24 protein-coding genes are annotated in these 21,942 nt (G+C 62.6%); 20 read left to right on the top strand and 4 right to left on the bottom strand.

The annotated features are described in order from the left end of the window. Nucleotides 1-28: 28 nt before the first annotated feature. Entirely contained in the window at nt 29-643 is a 615-nt protein-coding gene (locus GJ668_RS07545) for a YfbR-like 5'-deoxynucleotidase (protein WP_155449531.1), read from the bottom strand. 81 nt (nt 644-724) lie between these two features. Between GJ668_RS07545 and GJ668_RS07540 the strand changes: the two genes are divergently transcribed. Both GJ668_RS07540 and GJ668_RS07535 read left to right on the top strand, forming a co-directional pair. After that, nucleotides 725-2,476: an AAA family ATPase gene (locus GJ668_RS07540; RefSeq protein WP_155449530.1), complete on the top strand. Its 1,752-nt coding sequence runs from the start codon at nt 725-727 to the stop codon at nt 2,474-2,476. 196 nt (nt 2,477-2,672) lie between these two features. Continuing rightward, entirely contained in the window at nt 2,673-3,341 is a 669-nt protein-coding gene (locus GJ668_RS07535; RefSeq protein WP_222930760.1) for a putative metalloprotease CJM1_0395 family protein, read from the top strand. Nucleotides 3,342-3,381: 40 nt separating this feature from the next. Here the strand turns inward: GJ668_RS07535 and GJ668_RS07530 are convergent, their stop codons facing one another. Further along, nucleotides 3,382-3,594 (bottom strand): putative motility protein, encoded by a 213-nt coding sequence (locus GJ668_RS07530; RefSeq protein WP_155449529.1) that lies wholly within the window; start codon nt 3,592-3,594, stop codon nt 3,382-3,384. 289 nt (nt 3,595-3,883) lie between these two features. On the opposite strand from GJ668_RS07530, the gene GJ668_RS07525 reads away from it, so the two are divergent. From GJ668_RS07525 to GJ668_RS07505, 5 genes are all read left to right on the top strand, one after another. Beyond that, nucleotides 3,884-4,210 (top strand): hypothetical protein, encoded by a 327-nt coding sequence (locus GJ668_RS07525; RefSeq protein WP_155449528.1) that lies wholly within the window; start codon nt 3,884-3,886, stop codon nt 4,208-4,210. 73 nt (nt 4,211-4,283) lie between these two features. Then, on the top strand, nt 4,284-4,577 hold the full coding sequence (locus GJ668_RS07520) for a PilZ domain-containing protein (RefSeq protein ID WP_155449527.1): 294 nt from the start codon (nt 4,284-4,286) through the stop codon (nt 4,575-4,577). Between the two features lie 51 nt (nt 4,578-4,628). Continuing rightward, nucleotides 4,629-5,603 carry a hypothetical protein gene (locus GJ668_RS07515; RefSeq protein WP_155449526.1) on the top strand — a complete coding sequence of 325 codons (975 nt, stop codon included), beginning with the start codon at nt 4,629-4,631 and terminating at the stop codon, nt 5,601-5,603. Between the two features lie 152 nt (nt 5,604-5,755). Next, the gene (locus tag GJ668_RS07510) at nt 5,756-6,976 is read left to right on the top strand and encodes an HDOD domain-containing protein (RefSeq protein ID WP_155449525.1); all 1,221 of its coding nucleotides are present in this window, start codon (nt 5,756-5,758) and stop codon (nt 6,974-6,976) included. Between the two features lie 40 nt (nt 6,977-7,016). After that, nucleotides 7,017-7,889: an HDOD domain-containing protein gene (locus GJ668_RS07505; RefSeq protein WP_186342952.1), complete on the top strand. Its 873-nt coding sequence runs from the start codon at nt 7,017-7,019 to the stop codon at nt 7,887-7,889. 21 nt (nt 7,890-7,910) lie between these two features. Here GJ668_RS07505 and GJ668_RS07500 read toward each other — a convergent pair whose 3' ends face one another. Beyond that, nucleotides 7,911-8,606: a hypothetical protein gene (locus GJ668_RS07500; RefSeq protein WP_155449524.1), complete on the bottom strand. Its 696-nt coding sequence runs from the start codon at nt 8,604-8,606 to the stop codon at nt 7,911-7,913. Between the two features lie 181 nt (nt 8,607-8,787). Between GJ668_RS07500 and GJ668_RS07495 the strand changes: the two genes are divergently transcribed. The 10 genes from GJ668_RS07495 to GJ668_RS07455 all read left to right on the top strand — a co-directional run bounded on the left by GJ668_RS07495 (nt 8,788) and on the right by GJ668_RS07455 (nt 15,129). Further along, nucleotides 8,788-9,528 (top strand): metal ABC transporter ATP-binding protein, encoded by a 741-nt coding sequence (locus GJ668_RS07495; protein ID WP_155449561.1) that lies wholly within the window; start codon nt 8,788-8,790, stop codon nt 9,526-9,528. Next, complete coding sequence (locus GJ668_RS07490) at nt 9,521-10,375, top strand: metal ABC transporter permease (protein WP_155449523.1); 855 nt, start codon at nt 9,521-9,523, stop codon at nt 10,373-10,375. Before GJ668_RS07495 ends, GJ668_RS07490 begins: the two co-directional genes overlap by 8 nt. Nucleotides 10,376-10,387: 12 nt before the next feature. Next, a complete protein-coding gene (locus GJ668_RS07485; protein WP_155449522.1) occupies nt 10,388-10,846 on the top strand; it encodes a Fur family transcriptional regulator in 459 nt (152 codons plus the stop codon). Between the two features lie 6 nt (nt 10,847-10,852). Next, nucleotides 10,853-11,737 (top strand): hypothetical protein, encoded by an 885-nt coding sequence (locus GJ668_RS07480; protein ID WP_155449521.1) that lies wholly within the window; start codon nt 10,853-10,855, stop codon nt 11,735-11,737. 92 nt (nt 11,738-11,829) lie between these two features. Next, on the top strand, nt 11,830-12,336 hold the full coding sequence (locus GJ668_RS07475) for a 6-carboxytetrahydropterin synthase (RefSeq protein ID WP_186342951.1): 507 nt from the start codon (nt 11,830-11,832) through the stop codon (nt 12,334-12,336). Further along, entirely contained in the window at nt 12,333-13,034 is a 702-nt protein-coding gene (locus tag GJ668_RS07470; RefSeq protein ID WP_155449519.1) for an SDR family NAD(P)-dependent oxidoreductase, read from the top strand. Before GJ668_RS07475 ends, GJ668_RS07470 begins: the two co-directional genes overlap by 4 nt. After that, nucleotides 13,034-13,813 (top strand): SDR family NAD(P)-dependent oxidoreductase, encoded by a 780-nt coding sequence (locus GJ668_RS07465; RefSeq protein WP_155449518.1) that lies wholly within the window; start codon nt 13,034-13,036, stop codon nt 13,811-13,813. The genes GJ668_RS07470 and GJ668_RS07465 overlap by 1 nt, the downstream gene beginning before the upstream one ends. Nucleotides 13,814-14,117: 304 nt before the next feature. Continuing rightward, entirely contained in the window at nt 14,118-14,267 is a 150-nt protein-coding gene (locus GJ668_RS20100; RefSeq protein WP_186342950.1) for a type II toxin-antitoxin system RelE/ParE family toxin, read from the top strand. Next, nucleotides 14,242-14,631: an addiction module antidote protein gene (locus GJ668_RS07460; RefSeq protein ID WP_155449517.1), complete on the top strand. Its 390-nt coding sequence runs from the start codon at nt 14,242-14,244 to the stop codon at nt 14,629-14,631. The genes GJ668_RS20100 and GJ668_RS07460 overlap by 26 nt, the downstream gene beginning before the upstream one ends. 318 nt (nt 14,632-14,949) lie before the next feature. Next, a complete protein-coding gene (locus GJ668_RS07455; RefSeq protein WP_155449516.1) occupies nt 14,950-15,129 on the top strand; it encodes a PA3496 family putative envelope integrity protein in 180 nt (59 codons plus the stop codon). Nucleotides 15,130-15,175: 46 nt separating this feature from the next. On the opposite strand, the gene GJ668_RS07450 is transcribed toward GJ668_RS07455, so the two are convergent. Next, the gene (locus GJ668_RS07450) at nt 15,176-18,589 is read right to left on the bottom strand and encodes a mechanosensitive ion channel domain-containing protein (RefSeq protein ID WP_246194677.1); all 3,414 of its coding nucleotides are present in this window, start codon (nt 18,587-18,589) and stop codon (nt 15,176-15,178) included. 228 nt (nt 18,590-18,817) lie between these two features. Between GJ668_RS07450 and GJ668_RS07445 the strand changes: the two genes are divergently transcribed. The 3 genes from GJ668_RS07445 (at nt 18,818) to hemN (ending at nt 21,911) form a co-directional block, all read left to right on the top strand. Next, nucleotides 18,818-19,288 carry an Rrf2 family transcriptional regulator gene (locus GJ668_RS07445; RefSeq protein WP_155449560.1) on the top strand — a complete coding sequence of 157 codons (471 nt, stop codon included), beginning with the start codon at nt 18,818-18,820 and terminating at the stop codon, nt 19,286-19,288. 128 nt (nt 19,289-19,416) lie between these two features. Further along, a complete protein-coding gene (gene prmB / locus GJ668_RS07440; RefSeq protein WP_155449559.1) occupies nt 19,417-20,340 on the top strand; it encodes a 50S ribosomal protein L3 N(5)-glutamine methyltransferase in 924 nt (307 codons plus the stop codon). A 185-nt stretch (nt 20,341-20,525) separates the two neighbouring features. Continuing rightward, nucleotides 20,526-21,911 (top strand): oxygen-independent coproporphyrinogen III oxidase, encoded by a 1,386-nt coding sequence (hemN, locus tag GJ668_RS07435; RefSeq protein WP_186342949.1) that lies wholly within the window; start codon nt 20,526-20,528, stop codon nt 21,909-21,911. Nucleotides 21,912-21,942 lie beyond the last annotated feature (31 nt).

The raw sequence follows: 21,942 nt of genomic DNA, 5'->3' as shown, positions 1-21,942 counted from the left end.
ACCGTTCTCGCTTATCGTTGTTCTTAAATCAGGGGTTGGACGCTGGACGCCGTGCCTGCTCGAACAAGACACGATTATCCGTGCCTGCCTCGCCACGCATGTGCGTGTAGAGCGCCTGAACCTGGCTCCAGTCTAATTCAGGAAAGTGTTCGCGTGCTTCCGCGATCTTCTCGTGTAGCAGGATCTCGGATTTCTCAGCGACGAGCGCGGCATGTCGGCCGATGCCTTCCTCACGGATGAAGAGGCAGCCGTCGATGAGATCGGCCAACTTGACGACATAGGCCAGCGCCGAACCGGCAAGTGCACGCTGGCGCTCGACGATCTCGGGAGCGATCTCGTGCTCGATGCGGGAGAGCGGATTCTGATCGCCCGCAATCTCGGCGATGCGACGCTTGAGTGGCGAGGGCAGATCGCCGGTCAGCAGTTCCGGCGTGTCATGCGTCAAGGCGTATTCGAGCACCAACAGCCGTGTTTCGGCGGCAATGTCGTCGCCAAGCAGACGTTGCATCAGCTCGCGCGCGATCATGGTCACCAGATAATGATGCTCAGCCAGCGTCTGATTGCGCGCACAGCGCACTGAATGCCAGCGGGTGACATGCCCCGAGCGGGCGATGTCCTGCATGTTGAGTCTGAGATGGCGCATACTGAAAATATTCCGTTGTCCTGGTATAAGCATCCACGCAAACAACTCAGAAGCCAAGCGACCCTATCGACGATCAGCCTCATGTCACTGGATCCTGATTGCCTTGCCCGGCTCAAACTGCGGCAGGCACCCTTTGATACCGCCACCAGCGAGGACTTTCTCTACAGCGATCCGCTGTTGGAAAGCCTGAGCGAGACGGCGGCGCGTGCGCTCGCGGCGCCGGGCGCTGTGGTCGTCCTGGCCGGTCCCGATGGCTCCGGGCGCAGTATCCAGCTGATGCGCCTGCTCGGCGCGCTCGATGGACAGTATGAGCTGATTGCCTTTCGCGGTCGGCCGAACATCCCCTTCGATGCGGTCGATGTCACCATTCGCGCTCACCTGCGTGCCGGCGGCTTCGACAATCCTAACCGCTCTGTAGCCGATTTGCTGGCCGAGCGCACGCGCTCACGCGCGCAGCTCATACTGGCGATCGATGATGCGCATCTGCTCGGCGGCGAGGGGCTGGTCAAGCTGGTGCGATTGCGCGCGACCGTCCTGGAAGCCGGCGGGCAGGGGTTGCGGCTCATCCTGGTGGGTGATCCATCCCTGAGTCGCGGGCGACTGCCATTGCCTGATCTGCTCGACGATTCGCAGGTCGTGCGCCTGAATCTGCGGCCCTTCAATCTCGAACAGGCGGGCGCCTATCTGCGGCATCGCCTGCGGGTCGCGGGCCTGGAAGATCCCGATAGCCTGCTGAGCCGGGGCGACATTGCCGTGCTGCAGGGCAGCGCCAAGGGGCTGCCGACGGCGCTCAATGCGCAGGCGAATGCCTGGCTGGCACGCCGCTGTAAAAGTCTGGATGGGGGACTCAAGTCGTCACTGGGCGGGCGGGCGGCCGGCTCCAGCCTGCCGCCGGTCGTGAGTCCCGAGCCGGTGCACGCCACTGCGTCTCAGGTCGAATCCCTACCCGACCTTGAAGAGGAGTCCTTTGCGCCCTCCGAGGAGTTCCTGGATCTCGAACCGGATACCTATGAACCCTCCGGGCTTCCGCCCAAGGAACCGCAGCTCTCGGACTTTCTGGTCGGCGAGGAGGTGCCCACGGCGCTGGCGCAGAGCGAGTTCGAGCAAATCCTGCAGCGTGTGCGCCAGCATCAACCCTGGGAGGCCACCACTCCCGAGCCCAAGGCCGCCTCGCGCGAGGAGATCAAGGCCACAGCCCCCAAACCCACTCTGCCTTACTGGAATCGTCCCTGGTTCATCCCGGTCGTTCTGGTCGTCGTCCTGCTCGCCATCGCGGCGCCCGTGGTCTGGCAACTCATGATCGACGCCAAGCCTTCGGCCTCACTCGAACGCACGACATCGCCACCCGTATCGCGGACGGCTGAATCTGAGTCGCCACCTGTGGCTCCAGACGTCGATCCAGCGTCGACGCCCTCTGAATCCGTGGCGGTGGCCGAGGTTCCACCATCACCAGATGTGGATGAGCCCCCGAACACACCGGATGAAGAGCGGCCATCCGCCAATGCCGTGCCGCAACCAGAGGCTGAGGCTGAGGCTGAGGCGCCCAAGGATGTGTGGAGCGAGGATTACGAGTGGCTGATGCGTCAGGATCGGGAGCGGTTCACCATTCAGCTCGTGGCCGCGCGTGATTTGCAAACAGCGCGCAGCGTACTCGATCCGCATGATCTGGAGGGTCTTCATTATCTTCAGACACGCTCCTATGTAATCGCTGTGCTCGGCAGCTTTCCGAGTCGAACTCAAGCCGCGCGTGAGCTGCCCGGTCTGCCGGGTCCGGTGCGTGACAACGGCCCCTGGATTCGCACCATTGGCTCAATTCGCGAGAGCTTGCCTTGAAGAATCGATGGGTGGATCACAAAATCGGCTTTCACCCGCTCGCTGATCGAGGGTATCGACTAAACTACTAGGGTAAGTTCATGGATCGAGGTCGAGTCTCTTGGAGATCCATTCGGTTGGTTATTTTTCAGCATCGCCACTGACGCGCCGTTCCGACACGCCAGCGTCGGCGGCGTTTGGCGCTCCGGAAAATCCAGTGGCGCAAGTGCGCGATCCCGCGCTCGAGGATCCCCGCGCCATTGAGGAAACGGCCGAGACCGAGGCCGAGCGGTCAACCGAGGATCAAGACCCGACGGCCGAGACGGGACCGGATGGCGAGACGCTCGCGAGCGACGATCAGCGTATGATCGAGCAACTCAAGCAGCGTGATACCGAGGTGCGTGCCCACGAACAGGCGCATGTCGCCGCCGGCGGTGGTAATGTCACCAGCGGCCCCAGCTATTCGTATCAGACCGGGCCTGATGGCAAGCGCTATGCCATTGGCGGCGAGGTCGGAATCAATACTTCGATGAGTTCGGGCGATCCCGAGGGTAATCTGGAAAAGGCCCGTGCCATTATTCGGGCCGCCATGGCGCCCGCCGAACCCTCGTCCCAGGACGTACGTGTCGCGGCCTCGGCCCGTTCCATGGAGGTGCGGGCGCAGCAGGAGATCCGGGAACGTCAAATCCAGGAATACGAAGCGGTGATGTCAGCAAGTGCTGGGGATCGCGACTCGACGTCGGCGGCCGAAACCTCACGCAACAGCGTCACGGATTCAGCGATGGGGCCGAGTTCTGGAATGACAGGCGGACAAGCGCGGCTAGCGCGACAGAACTCCAGCGTGTTCGCCGCTTCGGTCGGAGCAGGATTGAGCCAACTGGCCTAACCCAAGTGCGATGTCAAGGAACAGCGGATAGCCGCAGGCGCTAGGCCATCTCATTGACATAGCGGCCGGTGCCCTCGGGAGGCACTGGCGCGGGTGGAGTCGCCTCGGTGACGCTCTGAATCATTTGCTCAGCCGCATCGGCTTGCATTTTGTTGGCTTCGTTCAGCATAGCGATACCGGCACTGGTGTCAGTCTTGGTGCTGGCGAGTGTGTTGCTGTAGCTGGGTAGGGCCGTTGTGGATGAAACGTCCATCGCTTGACCTCGTGCTTTATCTTGGGTAATCCAGGACGCGATGCCTCGATGACCGGTGATGATCCACGTGGGATCCGGGGAGATGACGGAGGATTTGCGAATCCTCTCGCAACATCGACTCAGTCACATGATAGGACAGACTGCTCAATCATGTTGCGATAGGCGCCGCATTTTCAATATTTGAGGGTCGTGTACTGGGCAAGGTTCCCTTGGGTACCGACACGGGCGCGGCTCAAGTTGTACGTCCGGATGCCGTTAATGAGGGTGTATCCTGGAGGAGATGGTTGCCATGCCATTCGAACTCGAACCGCGCCTTGCATCAACGCTGCCCAGCAGGTTTCAGCCTGAGCCACGCCGTTTGGATTCCAGCGGATTGGTGAGTGGTTTTCTGCCGGCTTTCCGCCATCTTGCCACCGGTGAGATCCGGCTCTGTCAACTGGCCGATGGTCGTATCTCCGTGCGCCATCTGCTTGATTCACTGCCCGACGATTGGATTCAGGAACGCGATTCCAGCGGGCGGCCCGCGACACTGGTCAGCGACATCGAGCCAGGCTTTCTGCGCGGTATTCAATTCTGGACACTGGAAAATCTGGCCCATCCCGCACTCGATGGATGATTCCAGACGGCTGGTTGCTCAGATCAATGCATCCGTGTTCTGGCGGGCACGAAACGGTAAGGATTAACCGACGATGAATCCAGACAACGATAGACGCGAGCATCTGCGCCTACCCGTCGAGGTTGAGGTTGAGCTCTACCGCTCCGGACAGTCCATGTGCCTGGTGTGGACGGAGGATCTGAGCAACGGTGGGGTGCTGTTGATGATGAATGGTCACAGCAACTGGCCGCCGATCGGCACCAAAGTTCAGATACGGGTCTCGGGTCCACTGGGCGGAGACGAGGTAGCACCCCTCGTGCATGCGACCGTGGTGCGCCATACGGACGTCGGGGTCGCGGTTCAATTCGACGAGCTGCCCCATGCCTGAACGAGCCGGATCAATCGTCAGGATGACGCGAACTTCAGTGAGGTCGATGCGATGTTACTGACAGCCACCTCCAGTACCACACTCATGCTCTCCGCGACCAGAGAGCAGCCTCGGCCCGACACGGCTCGCGACACCCGCGTCCGCACGCCCGTACCAGCCGCCCCGAGTGCGATTCCATCGAGTTCCGCCGGCTCCGAAACACTGAATCTGTCCGAGCAGGTCAAGGCGCAGCTGGAGCAGGATCTGGATTATCAGATTCTGCGCCGTGCCTTCGCGCTCGATAATGATGGCGTGGAGACACAGGGACGCGCGTCCGAATCGACGCACACCGACCAGCCCGACACCCTGTCTGGCGTGAGCGCCGACCAGTTCGATCCGCCAGCGATCCCCGCTGGACTCTCAGCGCAGTCGTTCGAGCTTCAAGCCTCGACTCAGCGTCTGGAAATGTCGATGCGCGGTGGCGATGCCGCTGTCATGTTGGCCGGGGCGAATGCTCAGCGGTTCGAGTTGAACGTCAATGCGGTTCAGGTCGCCGATCCGCTGGTACTCGATCTCGGTGGAAGCGGTATCACGACTACGGGGCTCGAGTCCGGTGTCGACTTCGATCTGAATGGCGACGGTCGGCTTGAACGCATGAGTACGGTGACCGGGGATACCTGGTTCCTGGCGCTCGACTGGAACGACAGTGGGCGCATCGACGACGGGCGCGAACTCTTTGGCGATCAGAACGGAGCCGCGCACGGATTCGCCGAGCTGGCGCGTCATGATGACAATAGCGATGGCCGCATCGACGATCAGGATGCGGTCTTTGCGCGTCTGCGCCTGGTGCAGTTCGAGACCGACGGTTCGCAGACGAGTCAAACACTCGAACAGGCCGATGTCGCGGCCATCGAGCTGGCCTATAAGAACACGCATCAGGCACTCGATGCCTACGATCAAGTTGCCCAAACCGGGCGTTTCGTCCGCGCTGATGGCCGACAGGGTGAGGCGGCAGATATACTGCTTGGCTATCACGATCTCGCCTGACCCATCCTCGATTACGCCTGGCTGGGAACGCGGGTTTTCAGTCGGAGCATCCATTCGATCAACGGACGCGCCGATACATATCGGAACGCGACGTGATCCTGCTAGACTAGTTGTCAGTGTTGTCTGATCCTTCTTTAAGGAATCCATTCGTTATGCCGCAGACACCAGAAAGCCTGGAGGTTTTTTCGATGCTCGCTGAGATCGAACTCACGTGCGATTTCAGCGAAGAAGCGCGTCGGACGCTCGCCGAGCAGTGCCGCATCGAGGAGCATTCGATCAAGGAGCGCGTCAAGTTGACGGCCCTGAAGCCGGATCGCTTTTTTTTGATCGATGGCCATATCGCGCGTCTCGAGAATGGCGTCATCGAGCGACTCCAGGCCTTTCAGGGCCTCAGCGAACCGATTGATCTCATCGGTGAAACCCTGGCGCCCGATGCCTGTCTGGTGACCGAAACACCCTGTCTGTTTCTGAGGATTCCAGGCGCTGCACTCGAATCGGTGCACTCGACCGGTCTCGAAGTCAGTGACATCGAACTCGACCCGGCCGAGGGTGAGTTCCTGGCCGAACTCTACCACCTGATCAACAACAACCAGCTCGTGCTGCCGGCGCGACCCGAGGTGGCGCTCAAGATCCAGGAGATGACCAATGATCCGGAAGCCGGCATCGAAGCCTTGACCGAGATCATCCAGCGCGACGGCACCATCGCCGGCGCTCTGTTGCACACCACCAACAGTCCGCTGTTCCGGGCCACCAAGGAGATCAAGACCATTCGCGAGGCGGTGGTGCGTCTCGGATTTCGCAACACACGGATGCTGGCGGTGAATCTGGCCCTGCGCCAGGCGTTTCTGGCCAAGCACGAAGTCACCCGGATCGCGATGCAGGAATCCTGGACCGAGAGCGTACTCTGCTCGGCGTATGGCTGTGTCATCGCCGATGTCACTCAGCATCTCGACCGCGAACGCGCGCTGCTCGCCGGACTCGTGGCCGGAATCGGCGCCGTACCCATCATCCAGTTCATCGAGACACGCGCTCCGGGCAAGACGCTGCCGATGGTCCAGTCGCTCGTGGCCAAGCTCACGAGCATCACCGGCGTGTTGGTGATCAACTACTGGGGGCTGGGCGACGATCTCGTTGAGGTCGCCGAGCATTATGGCGACTGGGGATATCGCGCGGCGGCACCGGACTATACCAGTATCGCCACCGTAGCGCGTTGGGCGGCCCTGCAGAGCGAGGGTCGCGAGGTTCCGGAGGCCGGCACGGTACCGGCGTTCGAGGTGTTGGGACTGGCGCCGCCGCCGCCCGGCGAGCCGATCGCCGAGCTGGCTGGTAGCGAGCGGATGCTCAATACCTTGAAATCCATGTTCAATATGTGACGGCTCGCGTCACTGTCTTTGGTGTGAGGGAGTGTGCGGCGTGTCCTTACCGACCATCAAGAGCTTAGTTCAGGGAACCGGTCGATTACTGGCGATCCCGCGCGTGGTCGGCGAGGTGTTGCGCCTGCTCGACGATTCAAACAGTCGCCAGTCCGAGATCGCCCGACATCTGGAGCAGGATCCGGCGCTGGTGGCTATCCTGCTACGGCTGGCCAACAGTCCGGCTTTTGCTCCGGCGCGCACGGTCGATTCGGTTGAGCGCGCCATCATGCTGCTCGGGCGCGAACATCTGCGCCGACTGGTGATCGCCGGCGCCGTCACTCAGGCGGCGGATCATCTGCCCAATCAAGACATGCTGCCGCTGGAGATCTTCTGGCGCCACTCGGCGTACTGCGCGGTCATTGCGCGTTTGCTCGCTGAGCAGCTCGAACCCCGTCTGGCCGGTTCGGTCTTTCTCGGCGGGTTGCTGCATGATCTGGGGCAGCTCCTGCTCTTCACGCAGGAACCTCAGGCCGAGCATCAGGCGTTTCTGAATTCATTGGGCGAGCTCGACACGCTCTCGCCACCTGAGGCCGAACGCGCGGTGCTCGGCTTCGACCATGCGCAGCTCGGCGGCGCCCTGGCTGAACATTGGGGGCTGCCCGAGAGTCTGGTGGCCTGCATCCGCTATCATCACGATCCGCTCGCCGCGCCCGAGGAGCACGCGCTCGCCGTGTCCCTGGTGCATGTAGCCAACAGCATCGCCCATCTGGCCGAGTTCGACTCCAGGGATCTGCACGACGCCCCGCCGATCGAACCCGAGATCCTGGCGCGTCTCGATCTGCACACCGAGCAGCTCATGGCGCTCATCGAGCAGGCGCAGTATCAGATCCTCGCCGTCGAGGCGCTGCGCAATCCCAAGCTGGCCGAGTAGGGCGCCCGCCCGTCCTGGACCTCAGAACAGCGGTCCCCAGTAGACCCCGAACAGCAGCACCGCCGAAGCCGAGACGGTGATGAGGATGTTGTCGTCGATGGGGCCGAACTCATAGCGTTCGACCACGGTCGCGACCACCGCCGAGATCAGTCCCCACACCGGGATCGCCGGTTGCGCCATGGCCCCGATGATCCAGCCCATGGGCGCGCTGACGATCAGCATGAAGACACTGCCGATCGGACTCTTGGAACGCTTGCGGATGAAGGCATTGCGCACGATGCCGGTCACGCCGTCGCCGAAGGCCATGTAGAGCGCGGGCAGGATCGCCAGCCAGGGATCGTTGAGGATCCACCACAGCGCCGCGATCGAGGTCGACCACATGAGGGCAAACTTGACGTCGTTGCGGTTGTCGTCGGTCTGGAACCAGTAGAAGCGCATCCCGGTGGCATGAGCCAGGTTGGTCAGGAGCGTCAGCAGCAACCCGCTGACCAGTGGAAACCAGGGATCGACGAACACCAGCGGCACGGCCAGGGAGCCGACACCGCCGGCCAGCATGTGCACGATCTTACGGTTGTAGTAGACGGCGCGGATCGGCTCCATGCCGCGCCGGACCATGGCCTGATAGGGCAGCCGCGTCAGGACGAGCACGGCCAGCACATAGAGGCTCAGTCCGGCGGCCCAGTAGAGCTGAGAATGGAACTGCGGGTCGAGAGTCATGCGTGTCGAATCCTCGTCAGGGTCGAGAAGGATGGGCGCGCCATCATACTCAATCGTCCTGACTGGCGCGGTGTCCATTCACGTTATACTGTACGCCTTCGATCCGGCCGCGATGGCACGGATACCGGGCAACCCCTTCATCGACACATCCACCATCGACCCGATCCCCATGCCGAGCACAATGTCCGACTCGCCCGTGATCCGCGTGGAGTCCGTCAGCTTCTCCTATGGCGAGACCCTGGTGCTCGAACGCATCGACCTGAGCATCACGGCCGGCGAGTTCGTGGGACTGGTCGGACCCAATGCCGGCGGCAAGAGTACCCTGCTGAAGCTGATCCTGGGCCTGATTGAACCTCAGTCCGGGCGCATCCGCGTACTCGGTCGCCCGCCACGCGAGGCCGCGCGCGCCATCGGTTACGTTCCTCAGTTCCCCAGCTTTCCGCGCGACTTCCCGATCTGCGTCGAAGAGGTCGTGGCCATGGGGCGGATCGGACTCGGGTCGCGCTGGTCGCTCGGCTGGTCGAGCCGCGCCGACCGCGTGGCGGCCCGGCAGGCACTCGCCAAGGTCGAGGCCGCCGATCTGGCACGGCGCCCGATCGGCCAGCTCTCGGGCGGACAGTTGCAACGGGTGCTGCTGGCGCGCGCCCTGGTCGGTGAGCCACGAATCCTCATCCTCGACGAACCCACGGCCAACATCGACCAGCGTGCTGAGAACGACATCTTCGACCTACTCGCCGAACTCAACCAGCGTCTGACCATCCTGCTGGTCTCGCACGATATCGCTTTCATCTCCGAGTACGTCAGCCGCGTGGCCTGTCTCAACCGAACCCTGACCTGTCACGGGACCAGCGCCATCGACGGCGATACCATCCAGCATCTCTACGGCGGCCATGTCCGCCAGGTCGAGCACCAGCATGGCTGAATTTTTCACGGCACTCGCAACCTATGGCTTTTTACAGAGCGCGCTGACCGCCGGTCTGCTGGCCAGCGTCGGCTGTGGCGTGATCGGCCCCTTCGTCGTCGTCAAGCGCATCGCCTTCATGGCCGGCGGGATCGCGCATTCGGTGCTCGGCGGCATGGGCGCAGCACTCTATTTCGGGGTCGATCCGTTCGCCGGGGCGCTGATGGCGGCCATCTGCTCGGCGTTGCTGATCGGGGCGGTGCGTCTGAGCTGGAAGACCCAGGAAGACACGCTCATCGGCGCGCTCTGGGCGATCGGCATGGCCATCGGCGTGCTCTTCATCGCCAAGACGCCTGGGTATTCCTCGGACCTGATGAGCTTTCTGTTCGGCAACATCCTGCTGGTGCCGACGCGCGAACTCTGGTGGATGGCGGGGCTGGATCTGGTGCTGGTGGCGACTGTCGCGCTCTTCTATCGCCAGTTCATGGCCGTGACCTTCGACGAGGAATTCGCGCGTCTGCGCGGCGTGCCCGTGGCGCTGTTCTATCTGCTGCTGCTGTGTCTGGTCGCCGTGACCGTGGTGCTGCTGATCCAGGTGGTGGGGCTGATCCTGGTCATCGCGCTACTGACGCTGCCGGCCGCCATCGCCGGCCATTACGTCCATTCACTGGGGGTCATGATGCTGATCGCAACCGGACTCGGGGCGCTCTTCACCACGCTGGGTCTGGCGCTGTCGTTCGGACCGGATCTGCCGGCCGGACCGACCATGATCCTGCTCGCCGGCGGTGTTTATATCCTGTCGGCGCTGGTCAGCCGTCAGTTACACCGTCGGCGCGCCTGGCGTCAGGCGACGGCGGTTAGCGGGTAGGGGGGGCGCGTCATGCCAACCACGGGTGAAGCCCTGGAACGGGTGCTTGACCGCGCTGAGGCACTCTGCCGGCAGCGCGGCGTCAGACTCACGCCGCAGCGGCGGCGCGTGCTGTCGATCCTGTGTATGGCCGAACGCCCGCTCGGTGCCTATGAGATCCTGGAAATCATGCGCGAGGGCGCGCGTGCTCTGGCCCCACCGACCGTCTATCGGGCGCTGGATTTCCTGCTCGAACAGGGGCTTGCACACAAGATCGAGAGCCTGCATGCCTTCGTCGGCTGCACCCATCCCGAGCATCCACATGCCAGCCAGTTCCTCATCTGTGCCGAATGCGGTCGTGTGACCGAACTGGAGGATGCGACCATCGCACACAGCCTGACCCTGGCCGCCAGCGAGAGCGGTTTCCGGCCCAGTCGTCCGGTGGTTGAATTGATCGGCACCTGCGCCGATTGCGTGCTCAAGCACGCCTAGCGGCTCATGCCGGATTGGTTGCTATCGCTAGCCGTCCTGATCCCGGGGTTGGTTGGACTCATCCTGGGTGTTGCACTCCTGTGCGGGGCGATCACTGTTTCGGCGCGCGCGACCGGCGGAGCGCGCCGGTGGCCATCCGCACCCGTGTTCGCGCTGCTGATGAATCTCCCCGCGCTGGCGGTGCTGCTGCAAGCCGTCGGCTCTGGCGCCAGCCGCATGGCGCTTGGCGTCATCGTCGGCGGACACCTGCTGGGCGTCCTGCTGACGATCGGTGCTGTATCACCGAGCTGTTCCGCGAGCCGGCAAGACCGGCCGCGTGCTCAGCGTCTGCTCGGCGCCTCGGTCGGCGTCTGGGTGTTGATGCTCGATGGCGGTATCGCTCGAATCGAAGGGGGTGGACTGATTCTGCTGTGTCTGCTCTATCTGGCGTGGTCGGCCCGATGCTGCCGTGACGATGCAACTGGAATCGCACTGTTCCAGCCGGTTCTGGGTCTCGGTCGCTGCTGGCGCCGGATCAGTCGTGCGCTTGTCGGTCTGACCGTGCTGAGCCTGGGCGCGCAACTACTGGCCATGGGCGCGCTCGATCTGGCGTTCGTCCTGGAGCTCGACCGCTGGACGATTGGACTGACGCTGGTGGTGCCGGCCAGTCTTGGTTCCAGTTGGTTGGCCATGGTGACACGGAGGCCACGACAGGCGGATGCATCCGTGATCGGTCCAAGCCGCTGGCTCGATTTCAGTCTTGTCAACCTGCTCGGTCTAACCGGTCTGGTCGCGCTGGCGACGCCAGGCGGTCTCGATCTGACGCGCGAGACGGTGCAGGTGTCCTGGCTCCTGGTGATCCTGAGCGCGCTCCTGGTTTGGTTGTCGCTCGTGCGCGACGACGAAGGTTGACCCAATCGCGACGTTCGGCGCCGTCTGGCGCTTGACACCGATGGCGAGCGCGTCAAACTGGCTGGCCGCTGATCATGTAACTGGAGGAGTGTGTGGCCGAAGCGATCCTGACCCGTATCGAGATCAGCAAGGACTATCTCAATTTCAGTTCCGGTCATTTCACGCTGTTCTCGGCGACCGAGCGCGAGAACCTGCACGGTCACAACTTTCGGGTGCGCTGCGCGGTCACGGCCCAGGTGGGCGAGGGCGGTCTGACCTTCGACTATGTGATCCTCAAGCGCGCGCTCAAGGCACTCTGCGACGCACTCGACGAGCGCGTGCTGCTGCCGCTGGAATCGCCCTATCTGCGCATCGAGCATCAGGACGGGCTGGTGCTGGCGCACTTCGCCGACGAGCGCATCCCCTTTCTGGATCGCGACGTTCTGCTGCTGCCCATTCGTAACGTCACCATCGAGGAGCTGGCGCCGCTGCTGCTTGGGCGGCTGCGCGCGCATCCCGAGATTGCTGCCATGGCCCCAGCGATCCGCGCCATCGAACTCGGTGTCTCCTCGGGACAGGGACAGTGGGCCATCGCTCAATGGGAGTCTCTATTCGCATGAACCAACTCATCATCACCGGCGCCAGCTCCGGTATCGGACGGGCTATTGCGGCCCGCTTTCTAGCCGATGGCTGGCGCGTGCTCAATCTGTCGCGGCGGCCCTGCCCGGAGCCTGGGGTCGAGAACCTGAGCGTCGATCTGGAGTCGCCCGCCAGCCTGGAAACACTGGCCGAGTCGCTGCCGGGACGGATCGATGGCGAAGGCCGTACCTGTCTGGTGCACAACGCTTCGATCATGCGTGCCGATCGCATCGACGCCCTGCCGGATGTGGATCTGCGCGCGGTGCTCGAACTCAACCTGCTCGCGCCCAATCGGCTCAATCAGCGCATCCTGCCGCGTATGGGGGCGGGATCGAGTGTGATCTACATCGGCTCAACCCTGTCCGAGAAGGCCGTGCCGGGCGTGGCCAGCTATGTGATCGCCAAGCATGCGCTCGTCGGCATGATGCGCGCCACCTGTCAGGATCTGGCTGGACGCGGCATCCATACCTGCCTGATCTGCCCCGGCTTCACGGATACCGAGCAACTGCGTGCGCTCATCGGCGACAACCCGGAGACGCTGGCCGCCATCAGCGGGATGAACGCCTTCGACCGGCTGATCGCGCCCGCGGAAATCGCCTCAGCGGTCGCCTTCGCCGCCGAGGCGCCCATGCTCAATGGATCGGTCATCCATGCCAATCTCGGGCAGCGTGAACGCTGATGGCGACGCAACAGGACGAGGGCGATGATGCAGCGCGCGTCGTCTGCATCAGTGGCGGCACCTCGGGGATCGGCGCGGGTCTGGTCGCGACCTTTCTCGATGCGGGTGATCGGGTCTACACCTTCGGACGTCAGCCCACGAAGGTCGAAGACTTGCGTGTGCGCTGGCCGGATGCCGTTGCAGCGGGCCGTCTGGTGGCCCTGGTCGGCGATGTCGCGGACGCTGGTTTTCGCCGGCGGCTGACGGAACGGCTGGAACAGGACGCCGGTCGGCTGGATGTGCTGGTCAACAATGCCGGCGTCATTCGCGACAGCGGCACCCTGGAGGAGAGCCTGGAGCACTGGCGCGAGACCCTGGAGATCAATCTTGTCGCGCCCTTTGCACTGGTCCAGGTCTGCGCGCCTTTGCTGGAGCAGGCCGCCGCGCCGGTGGTGATCAATCTGTCCTCGGCCTGCGCCCAGCATCCCTTCACGACCTGCACCTCGACCAGTTATTCGGTTGCCAAGGCCGGACTCGACATGCTCACCCGCCGGCTGGCGCTGGCGCTCGGTCCGCGCGGGATTCGGGTCAATGGGGTCGCGCCCGGCGTGGTTGAATCCGAGATGTGGAGTGGGGCGGCTGATCTGATGCGCGCGACCTCTGAGCGCCGTCACGTCCTGGGCCAAGAGCCGGTCACGCCAGCCGACGTCGCTGAGGCGGTGCTCTTTCTCGCCTCGCCGCGTGCTCGGCTCGTGACCGGAACCACGCTCAACGTCGATGCTGGCTATACGCTGGGCTGATAGCGCCTCGCTCTTGGTCCGGCGGTTGCACGGTCGTAGCCGCTATCCCTCCCCGCCCTGAAGGACGGGGTTTCTCGTGGAGGAACTGATGAATTCCAGTCCCTTGGTCTGCACGGCGGCGGGCAGGGTGGTCATGCGCTTGATGACCTCGTTTTGCATCCGCTTGCTACTCCTGTGAGTTGCTCCAGTGCCGAAGTGTAGCCGAACCGTGGCGCGCGGTCGCTGATCGCGGTTAAGTCCGACAGGTGACGGGGCCAAGCGCTTTTCTTTGGCTTTTTGTAATCGCTCGATTACAATCAATCCCATGTTCACAATCAAACGCACCGACGCCTTTGCCGCCTGGCTGGACGGGCTGAAAGACCGGGCCACGCGCGAGCACCGACATCGCCCAGGCCATCGCCTTGGCGGCCACCATCGAGGACTGACCGATGACCGAGACGATCCGTATCGCTGACCTGCCCGACTTCGACCCCGCCGAGCACCTGAAGGACGAGGACGACATTGCGGCCTATCTGACGCTGGTGATCGAAGAAGGCGACCCATCTGAATTGGCCCATGCGCTGGGCATCGTCGCCCGTGCACGCGGCATGACCGAGATTGCCAAAGCCAGCGGGATCGCGCGCGAGGCGCTCTACAAGGCGCTGCGCCCCGATGCTCAGCCACGCTTCGAGACCGTCAATCGGGTCTGTCATGCCTTGGGGGTAAAACTGGTAGCCCAGCCGCTGGAACGCCATGCAGCGTCGGCACGGCTTCCACCGCAACCTTGCGTGGGTGATGCGGCTGAAGCCGCACCTACGACCCCATCGATATCAGGCTGATTTTAGACCGACAAGGGCCTTTTCCACAGCCTGCCACCAATTTTCGCCTTCGGCGATGACCTGATATCCGGCCTCGGTTCAGTGCTGGGCACACTGCGGCGCCTCACCCGTGCGCAAATCGGCAGCGGCTGGCCGCCGATCCAGTCATGTCTCACACAAAACACTGGGGCGCGATGCATCAATGGGTCCAACGATTGTCTCAACGCATTAACTCAATCAATAGAATTGATAAAAACAACTGTTGCGTGCAACTCGAATCGGCTATATGCCGCCTCTATCGTTATCGTCTCGTTTCGTTCAATCCCCGAGGTAGAGGAGATGCTGGATTCCGAAGTTGGTTATGGTGATGAGCTCATGGAGCGCGTCCCACCCATCCTATCCCAAGAGTCGCGCGGTCAGTCGGCCAACCTGGACGTGCGCCGCCGCATCGAGCACATGCGTGAAATCAAGCGCCTGCGCGAACTGCTCGATGATCCCGAGTTCAACGAACTGAACTGACAGTCGGTCCGGGCGGCACCCTCCGCCCATGTTTCACGCGACGATTTCACGCAATTCCGGCGCCTGAATTCCGCGGTGTCTCATCAGGCGACTGTAGCCGGACATCCAGCGGCGCTTTGGTATAGAGGTGCACATCGCGCTGCGGGAAGGCGATCCCGATGCCTTCGGCTTTGAAGGTGTCGTAGATCGCTTGATGCAACTCGGTGATGACACCGATGCGTCCATCGAGTGAATCCATGTAAGCGCGCAACACCAGTGTCAGCGCGTTGTCTCCGAACGACTCGAAGCTGATCAGCGGTGCCGGGTCTTTCAACACGCGCTCGTGCTTGCTGGCAATTTGCGCCAGGAGTTCAAGCGCCCTGTTGGCATCGCTTCCATACTCGATCCCGACCGGAATCGTGATGCGGTTCAATTGGTCTGTCAGTGTCCAGTTGAGCAGCCGGCCGGTGATGAACTCCTTGTTCGGCACCAGCAGCTCCTGTTTGTCCCAGTTACGGATGGTGGTAGCGCGGATGCGGATATTGGTCACCACGCCTGTGGTGTCGCCAATGGTCACGATGTCACCGACACGCACCGGACGCTCGAACAGGATGATCAGACCGCTGATGAAGTTGGCGACGATCTCCTGTAGACCGAAACCGATACCCACGCCAAGCGCGGCCACCAGCCATTGCACCTGCCCCCAATCGAAGCCAAGCGTACTGAAGGCGAGCAGAAAAGCGGCCGCCGTGATCAGATAGCTCGACAGGGTCTTGATCGTATAGCGCGCCCCGGCCGAAACCGAGTCACTCTGGAGCAGCAGGATTTCGAGCAGTGCCGGCAGGTTGCGCGCGGCAATGGTGGCCACGACCAAAATCAGTAGGATCAGCCCCATGTCGGCGATCGTGACCGGGATCGTTTGCTCGATCCCGTCGACGATGCCGGTGTGATACCAGAGTGCGAAGCGTTCGAGGAACCCGAAAGCCGGCAGCACCTCGGACCAGGTGGCCCAGATGGCGAAGGCGCCACCAATGAAAACCGACGCATTGATCAGGCGCCGGGTTTGTTCATCGAGTGCAGCGAGATTCGGCTCGGGTTCCTCGACCTGAAAGATCTCGGTCACGACTCCGGCCTCATGGTGCTCGCTATCAGCGGCCTGCTGGGCCCGACGTGCGGTTTGACGCTCAAGCGCCGCCTGGAACGCCAGGCGGCGGCGCGTGACGATCAGCCAGCGCACGATGGTCTGGTGCAGCGTGATCAGAGCAAGGATGGTCCAGACCTGATAGACCAGGGACTGAAACAGGATGCCCGCCGTGTAGACGTAGCCGACGATGGCCAGGACCGCCAGCGCCAGCGGCGCGCCAACGATCGCGGGGAACCAGACGCGACGCAAACGGTGGAGCCAGCCCTTGGGATGATCGGTCAGAAAGCGGCTGATGGCGCCGTGATTCGGGTTGAGCAGGCGCGCGAAGAAGACCGCGAAGCCGAGCATGGTGGCGATCAGGAGCAAGCGCCCGAGTCCATCGTCATGGACGGGATCGTTGTATTGATGCAGCGCAATGACGATGAAGGCAATCGGCACGATGTAGAGCGTGAACACGCCGAAGTCACGCCGCAGACGCTTGAGCACGTTCTCTTTCCAGCGAAAATGCCGCTCGGCGACACCTCCCGTCATGCACAGCAAGCGGAAGGCGCGTAGATAATAGAGTCCAAAGGCGACCTGGGCCAGGGCGGCGCCAAACGCGCGCGTATAGGCCGTGGCTTCGGTCGAGAGCAGGAGTTGCTGGCCGATTAGCCAGCTAAGAAAAGCAATCGGCGTGGCCGCGATGAGTGTCAGGCCGATCGACTCAAGCGTGAACTGGATGCCGTCGGTACGCACGCGGCGCAGTGGTTCGGCGCGTGCCCGGATCGCGCGCCGGATGGCTGGATTCTTCCAGATCAGGAGCACTCCGAGCGCCAGACCGAGCCAGAAGAGTGGCGAGTGACGCAGGCGCTCGACGAGCGCGCGTCCAATCTCGCGCCAGCCATCGAGCGAGACCAGCCAACCCAAGGCGCTGGGCAGGCTTTTGAGCGTCTCCAGGTTAATGCTCGTCGAACTGCGCACCCAGAGCAGGCGCTCGGCCAGGAAGTCGTCATAGGACTGGGTGACTTGCATCACCTGTTCGGCGCTATAGTTCAGATCACCGAGTTTGCGGATGTAGTCGTCCTCACTCTTGATGATCTGGCGTAACAGGCTGCGGCGCTGCTGGAGCACCTCCAGCAGCTCGGCGCGAATCGCTTTGGAGTCGACCGCTGGCGCGTCGAGCGCGAGATCCCCGATATAGCGGTCAATGTCGCGGAGATGACGTTCCTCTTCGCGATAGCGGATCTGGCGCAACGTGGCATCGGCGATCCGGTTTTCGCGCTCGCGGATGGTGTCACGATACTGGCGCAGATCCGGCATTTGATTACGCTGATCGAACAGAACCTGTCCAAGCGAGCGCGTGAGTCCGGCCGCCTCCAGTCGTTGCTGAGCACTCCGGTACTCGTCCTCGATACGCTTGCGTTCGGCTTCGGTATGTGAAAGATCATCACTCAATCCGGCGAGACGGCTGGCGCTCTCACCCAGTGCCTTCGTCAGCGCCGCATTGCCCTGGATGAACTCGCGCACCATGGGATCTTTGTCCTCGGCGTCGCGCTGCGCGCGATCGGAGGCAATCTGCTCGGCACGCGCCTGCTGCGAGCGCCGTTCGCTCAGCGCCTCCTCGAGTACATGCTGTTTGGCCTTGAGTTCGCGCAGATTGAGCGAAGCCAGCTCATGGCGGGCCTTGATCAACGCCTCACTCGCCGATTGGGTGAGCAACTCCTGTTCCAGCATCCGCGCTTCGCTCCAAAGCGCCTGTCGCTGTGTCTCCGACACCCAGTGCTTGGCTTGAGCCAGCTCTTCAGACGACTCGCCGGCGAGCGTGGTTGGCTGGGTGTCCTGGTCGAGTGCATCGAGGGCTTGTTTGATGGCGATCAAGCGCTCGCGCACCAGGCCCGGACGCGACTGGCTGGAATCAATGAGCTTGTCGAGTTCGCTGACACGAATCTCCTGCACGGTCGCATCGGCCATAACCTGGTTGAGCTGCTGGCTGATCTGGTCGATCGTGAGTCCACCCGGCACGGATGGTGGTGCCTTGGATTTGTCTAAAGCGAGTTGGCGCTCCAGAGATTTCTGGAGTTGCTGCGTCTGCTTGGGCGCGAGCTTCAGCGTCTCGGTCAGCTCAGTCAGACGCTCGCCGAATTTCTCGATCTCGTTGAGATTGGAGAGTGCGTGACGATAGAGATCGCTCAAGTTCGATTTGAGCGCCTCGTCCGTTCTCGTGCTCGACTGCAATTCGGCGAGCTGCTGCTCGATACGGTCTTTGGTTGGCAGTGAGGTCGTGGTGCTGGCTGCCGCAGAGAGTGGCAGGCGCGCGTTGGCGTCCTGGGCCCGGGTCGCCGCCGTCGAGACGAGCATCAGAAGCGCGAGCAGCCAGATTGAGAGGGCGGTGAGAGACGATCGTGACGCGCATCGCCCAAGCATAAAAGCCTGGTTTTTATGAATAAATTTTGACATATACACAAAACTTTAACGAACTCAGTTCCGGCTCTCAAGGCCGGGTTCAGAGGCTAGCCCGCTTGAAATAAGGGAATTGTTGACTAATTTAGTCCAGTGACCATTCATCCCCTAGCAGGCAGCACTATCATGAGACTATCGACCAAAGGCAGATACGCGGTGACCGCTATGCTCGACCTGGCCCTGCACGCGGGCAAGGGACCGGTGACGCTGGCAGACATCTCATCCAGTCAAGGCATCTCGCTATCTTATCTGGAACAGTTGTTCGCGGCACTGCGGGCGAAGAAGCTGGTGCGCGGCGTGCGCGGTCCGGGCGGCGGTTATTATCTGGGACGCGCGCCGAGCGAGATCACGATTGCCAACATCATCTGCGCCGTCGACGAGTGGGTGGAGCTGACGCGCTGCGGCGGGCGCCAGAATTGCCGCGAAGGCCAGCGCTGCCTGACCCATCATCTTTGGGATCAGTTGAGCGATGAAATCTTCGGTTTCCTCAGCGCGATCTCACTTCAGGATCTGGTCGACAGAGGCGGGCATCCAAGCCTTAATCAGGCGTCCCAGCCCGTTACGCTCGAACCCGAAAAGCACCGGCGGGCGGCTTGATCGCTTCCAGCACTGAAAAAACCCTCCCGGCAGTGGTATGCTTCACAGCTTCTGTCCAGGCCGCCCGCTGGACTCCGTCGGCGGACGGCTCGGCCTTTTCAACCACAGCTTGACGATTCATGGGTGCCATGGCAGAGCAGCCGGACGGTTTGATTTCGATTCAGGACTTCGTGCGCTGGGGCGCGAGCCGCTTCAACGCGGCCGGTCTCCACTTCGGGCACGGCACCGATAACGCCATCGACGAGGCGGCGCTGCTGGTGCTGAGCGCCCTGCACCTCGATCCCAATCTGCCCGCACACTTCCGCGACTGCCGGCTGACGCCTGTCGAGCGGGTGCAGGTCTGCGCACTCATCGAGCGCCGGGTCGTCGAGCGGGTGCCGGCGGCCTATCTGATCGGCCGCGCCTGGTTCGCGGGGCTGGAGTTTCGGGTCGATGCGCAGGTGCTGGTGCCGCGCTCGCCGATCGCCGAGTTGGTCGAAGTGGGTTTCGATCCCTGGATCGACGCCGATCGGGTCAGCCGGGTGCTGGATCTGTGCACCGGCAGCGGCTGCATCGGCATCGCGGCGGCCGTCTATCTGCCGGATGCCGATGTCGATCTGGTCGACATCTCGCCCGAGGCGCTGACAATTGCGCGTGACAATGTCGAGCGTCATGGTTTAGGCGACCGGGTGCAGGTGTTCGAGTCCGATCTGTTCGCCGTGCTCGGTGATCAGCGTTACGACGTAATCGTTTCCAACCCGCCTTATGTCTCGCGCGCCGAGTTCGAGACCCTGCCGGTCGAGTATCACAACGAGCCGCATCTGGGGCTGCTCGCCGGCGATGACGGACTCGACATCGTGCTACGCATCCTTGACGAGGCGGCGGCGCATCTCAACGAACGCGGCATCCTGGTCGTTGAGGTCGGCAACTCGCTGTCCTTCCTGGAGTCGCGTCTGCCGGGCGTGCCCTTCACCTGGCTTGAGTTCGAACGTGGGGGAGAGGGCGTCTTCCTGCTCACGCGCGAGCAACTCCTCGACTCTCAACCGCTCATCGAGGAGGCGCTCTATTCCTGAGTCCGTGACCAGGGATCTGGCCGGCAATCGTTGCACAAGCGATTCCATATCCAAGCCCCGCCTGAACCAGTGCATCGAGTCCCGGCGCCCCGGACTCGGTCCAGACGGGGATGATGCCTGAACAGGCTTTACACGACAGGCCGATCGGGGGCCACAGGCGCACCCCGCGGCTGGAGGATTGAACGGTGGAGCAAGGCGTTTCCTTCGACCTTGATTTGATTCGTCGCTACGACCAGAGCGGTCCGCGCTATACCTCGTATCCCACAGCGGTCGAGTTCGACGAGTCCTTCGACGAGGCGGCCTACAAGGCGGCCTGCGCGCGTAGCAATGAGAGCGGACGGCCGCTCTCGATTTATTTCCATATCCCCTTCTGCGATACGGTCTGCTTCTATTGCGCCTGCAACAAGATCGCGACCAAGGACCGCTCGCTGGCGCCGCCCTATCTGGAGCGCGTCTATCGCGAGCTGGAAATGCAGTCGGCGCTGTTCGACAGCTCGCGCGTGGTCGAGCAACTGCACTGGGGTGGCGGCACCCCGACCTTCCTCAGCGACGATCAAATGATCGAGCTGATGGAGGTGACGCGCCGTCATTTCACCCTGGCGGGCGACGATGTCGGCGAGTTCTCGATCGAGATCGACCCGCGCGAGGCGGATGCCTCCACGGTCAAGCTGCTGCGTCGCATCGGCTTCAACCGCATGAGTCTCGGCGTGCAGGACTTCGACGAGCGGGTCCAGGCAGCGGTCAACCGCTTCCAGACCGAGGCCCAGACCATGACGGTGCTGGAGGCCGCGATCGCCGAGGGCTTCCGCTCGACCAGTATCGATCTGATCTACGGCCTGCCGTTTCAGTCGGTCGAGAGCTTCGGCAAAACGCTGGAGCGCATCATCGAAGTCAATCCGCAGCGGCTGTCGATCTTCAACTACGCCCATCTGCCGGAGCGCTTCAAGGCGCAGCGTCGCATCAGCGAAGCCGACCTGCCGGCGCCCGAGGTCAAGCTCGATATCCTGCAATCGACCATCGCGCGTCTGACTGAGGCGGGCTATGTCTATATCGGCATGGACCACTTTGCGCGTCCCGACGACGAGCTGGCGCTCGCCCAGCAGGCCGGCACCCTGTACCGCAACTTCCAGGGCTACTCGACCCATGCCGACTGCGATCTGATCGGTATCGGTGTGACCTCGATCGGTATGGTCGACAACACCTACGGCCAGAACCGCCGTGAGCTGGCTGAGTATTACGCCGACCTCGACGCCGGGCGTCTGCCGGTGTTCCGTGGCATCGAGCTCAACCGCGACGATCTGATCCGACGCGACGTCATCACTCGCCTCATCTGTCACTTCGAGCTGGACAAGGCCTCGGTCGCGTCCATGTGGGATATCGCGTTCGACGACTATTTCGCCGACAGTCTGGCCAAGCTCAAGGGCATGGAAGAAGACGGCCTGGTCAGGATCGATGCCGACAAGATTCGCATCCTGGCGCGCGGCCGCTTGCTGGTGCGCAACATCTGCATGGCCTTCGACGCCTATCTGGCCGCCAAGACCGGACCGATCGGCTTCTCCAAGGTCATCTGAGTGAACAGCCAGGGTCGCCGATGGCGATCCT

Origin of the sequence: Allochromatium palmeri (assembly GCF_009720725.1) — a bacterium.
GTDB classification, from domain to species: domain Bacteria; phylum Pseudomonadota; class Gammaproteobacteria; order Chromatiales; family Chromatiaceae; genus Thermochromatium; species Thermochromatium palmeri.
Note: the sequence above shows the minus strand (reverse complement) of the source record. Positions and strands in the feature narration are given on the sequence as shown.

Bases quoted from the DNA above. Each gene is read 5' to 3' on its own strand.
- GJ668_RS07545 (WP_155449531.1), bottom strand. From the start codon at position 643: ATGCGCCATCTCAGACTCAACATGCAGGACATCGCCCGCTCGGGGCAT.
- GJ668_RS07540 (WP_155449530.1), top strand. From the start codon at position 725: ATGTCACTGGATCCTGATTGCCTTGCCCGGCTCAAACTGCGGCAGGCA.
- GJ668_RS07530 (WP_155449529.1), bottom strand. From the start codon at position 3,594: ATGGACGTTTCATCCACAACGGCCCTACCCAGCTACAGCAACACACTC.
- GJ668_RS07525 (WP_155449528.1), top strand. From the start codon at position 3,884: ATGCCATTCGAACTCGAACCGCGCCTTGCATCAACGCTGCCCAGCAGG.
- GJ668_RS07520 (WP_155449527.1), top strand. From the start codon at position 4,284: ATGAATCCAGACAACGATAGACGCGAGCATCTGCGCCTACCCGTCGAG.
- GJ668_RS07515 (WP_155449526.1), top strand. From the start codon at position 4,629: ATGTTACTGACAGCCACCTCCAGTACCACACTCATGCTCTCCGCGACC.
- GJ668_RS07510 (WP_155449525.1), top strand. From the start codon at position 5,756: ATGCCGCAGACACCAGAAAGCCTGGAGGTTTTTTCGATGCTCGCTGAG.
- GJ668_RS07500 (WP_155449524.1), bottom strand. From the start codon at position 8,606: ATGACTCTCGACCCGCAGTTCCATTCTCAGCTCTACTGGGCCGCCGGA.
- GJ668_RS07495 (WP_155449561.1), top strand. From the start codon at position 8,788: ATGTCCGACTCGCCCGTGATCCGCGTGGAGTCCGTCAGCTTCTCCTAT.
- GJ668_RS07490 (WP_155449523.1), top strand. From the start codon at position 9,521: ATGGCTGAATTTTTCACGGCACTCGCAACCTATGGCTTTTTACAGAGC.
- GJ668_RS07485 (WP_155449522.1), top strand. From the start codon at position 10,388: ATGCCAACCACGGGTGAAGCCCTGGAACGGGTGCTTGACCGCGCTGAG.
- GJ668_RS07480 (WP_155449521.1), top strand. From the start codon at position 10,853: ATGCCGGATTGGTTGCTATCGCTAGCCGTCCTGATCCCGGGGTTGGTT.
- GJ668_RS07470 (WP_155449519.1), top strand. From the start codon at position 12,333: ATGAACCAACTCATCATCACCGGCGCCAGCTCCGGTATCGGACGGGCT.
- GJ668_RS07465 (WP_155449518.1), top strand. From the start codon at position 13,034: ATGGCGACGCAACAGGACGAGGGCGATGATGCAGCGCGCGTCGTCTGC.
- GJ668_RS20100 (WP_186342950.1), top strand. From the start codon at position 14,118: ATGTTCACAATCAAACGCACCGACGCCTTTGCCGCCTGGCTGGACGGG.
- GJ668_RS07460 (WP_155449517.1), top strand. From the start codon at position 14,242: ATGACCGAGACGATCCGTATCGCTGACCTGCCCGACTTCGACCCCGCC.
- GJ668_RS07455 (WP_155449516.1), top strand. From the start codon at position 14,950: ATGCTGGATTCCGAAGTTGGTTATGGTGATGAGCTCATGGAGCGCGTC.
- GJ668_RS07450 (WP_246194677.1), bottom strand. From the start codon at position 18,589: ATGCTCGTCTCGACGGCGGCGACCCGGGCCCAGGACGCCAACGCGCGC.
- GJ668_RS07445 (WP_155449560.1), top strand. From the start codon at position 18,818: ATGAGACTATCGACCAAAGGCAGATACGCGGTGACCGCTATGCTCGAC.
- prmB (WP_155449559.1), top strand. From the start codon at position 19,417: ATGGCAGAGCAGCCGGACGGTTTGATTTCGATTCAGGACTTCGTGCGC.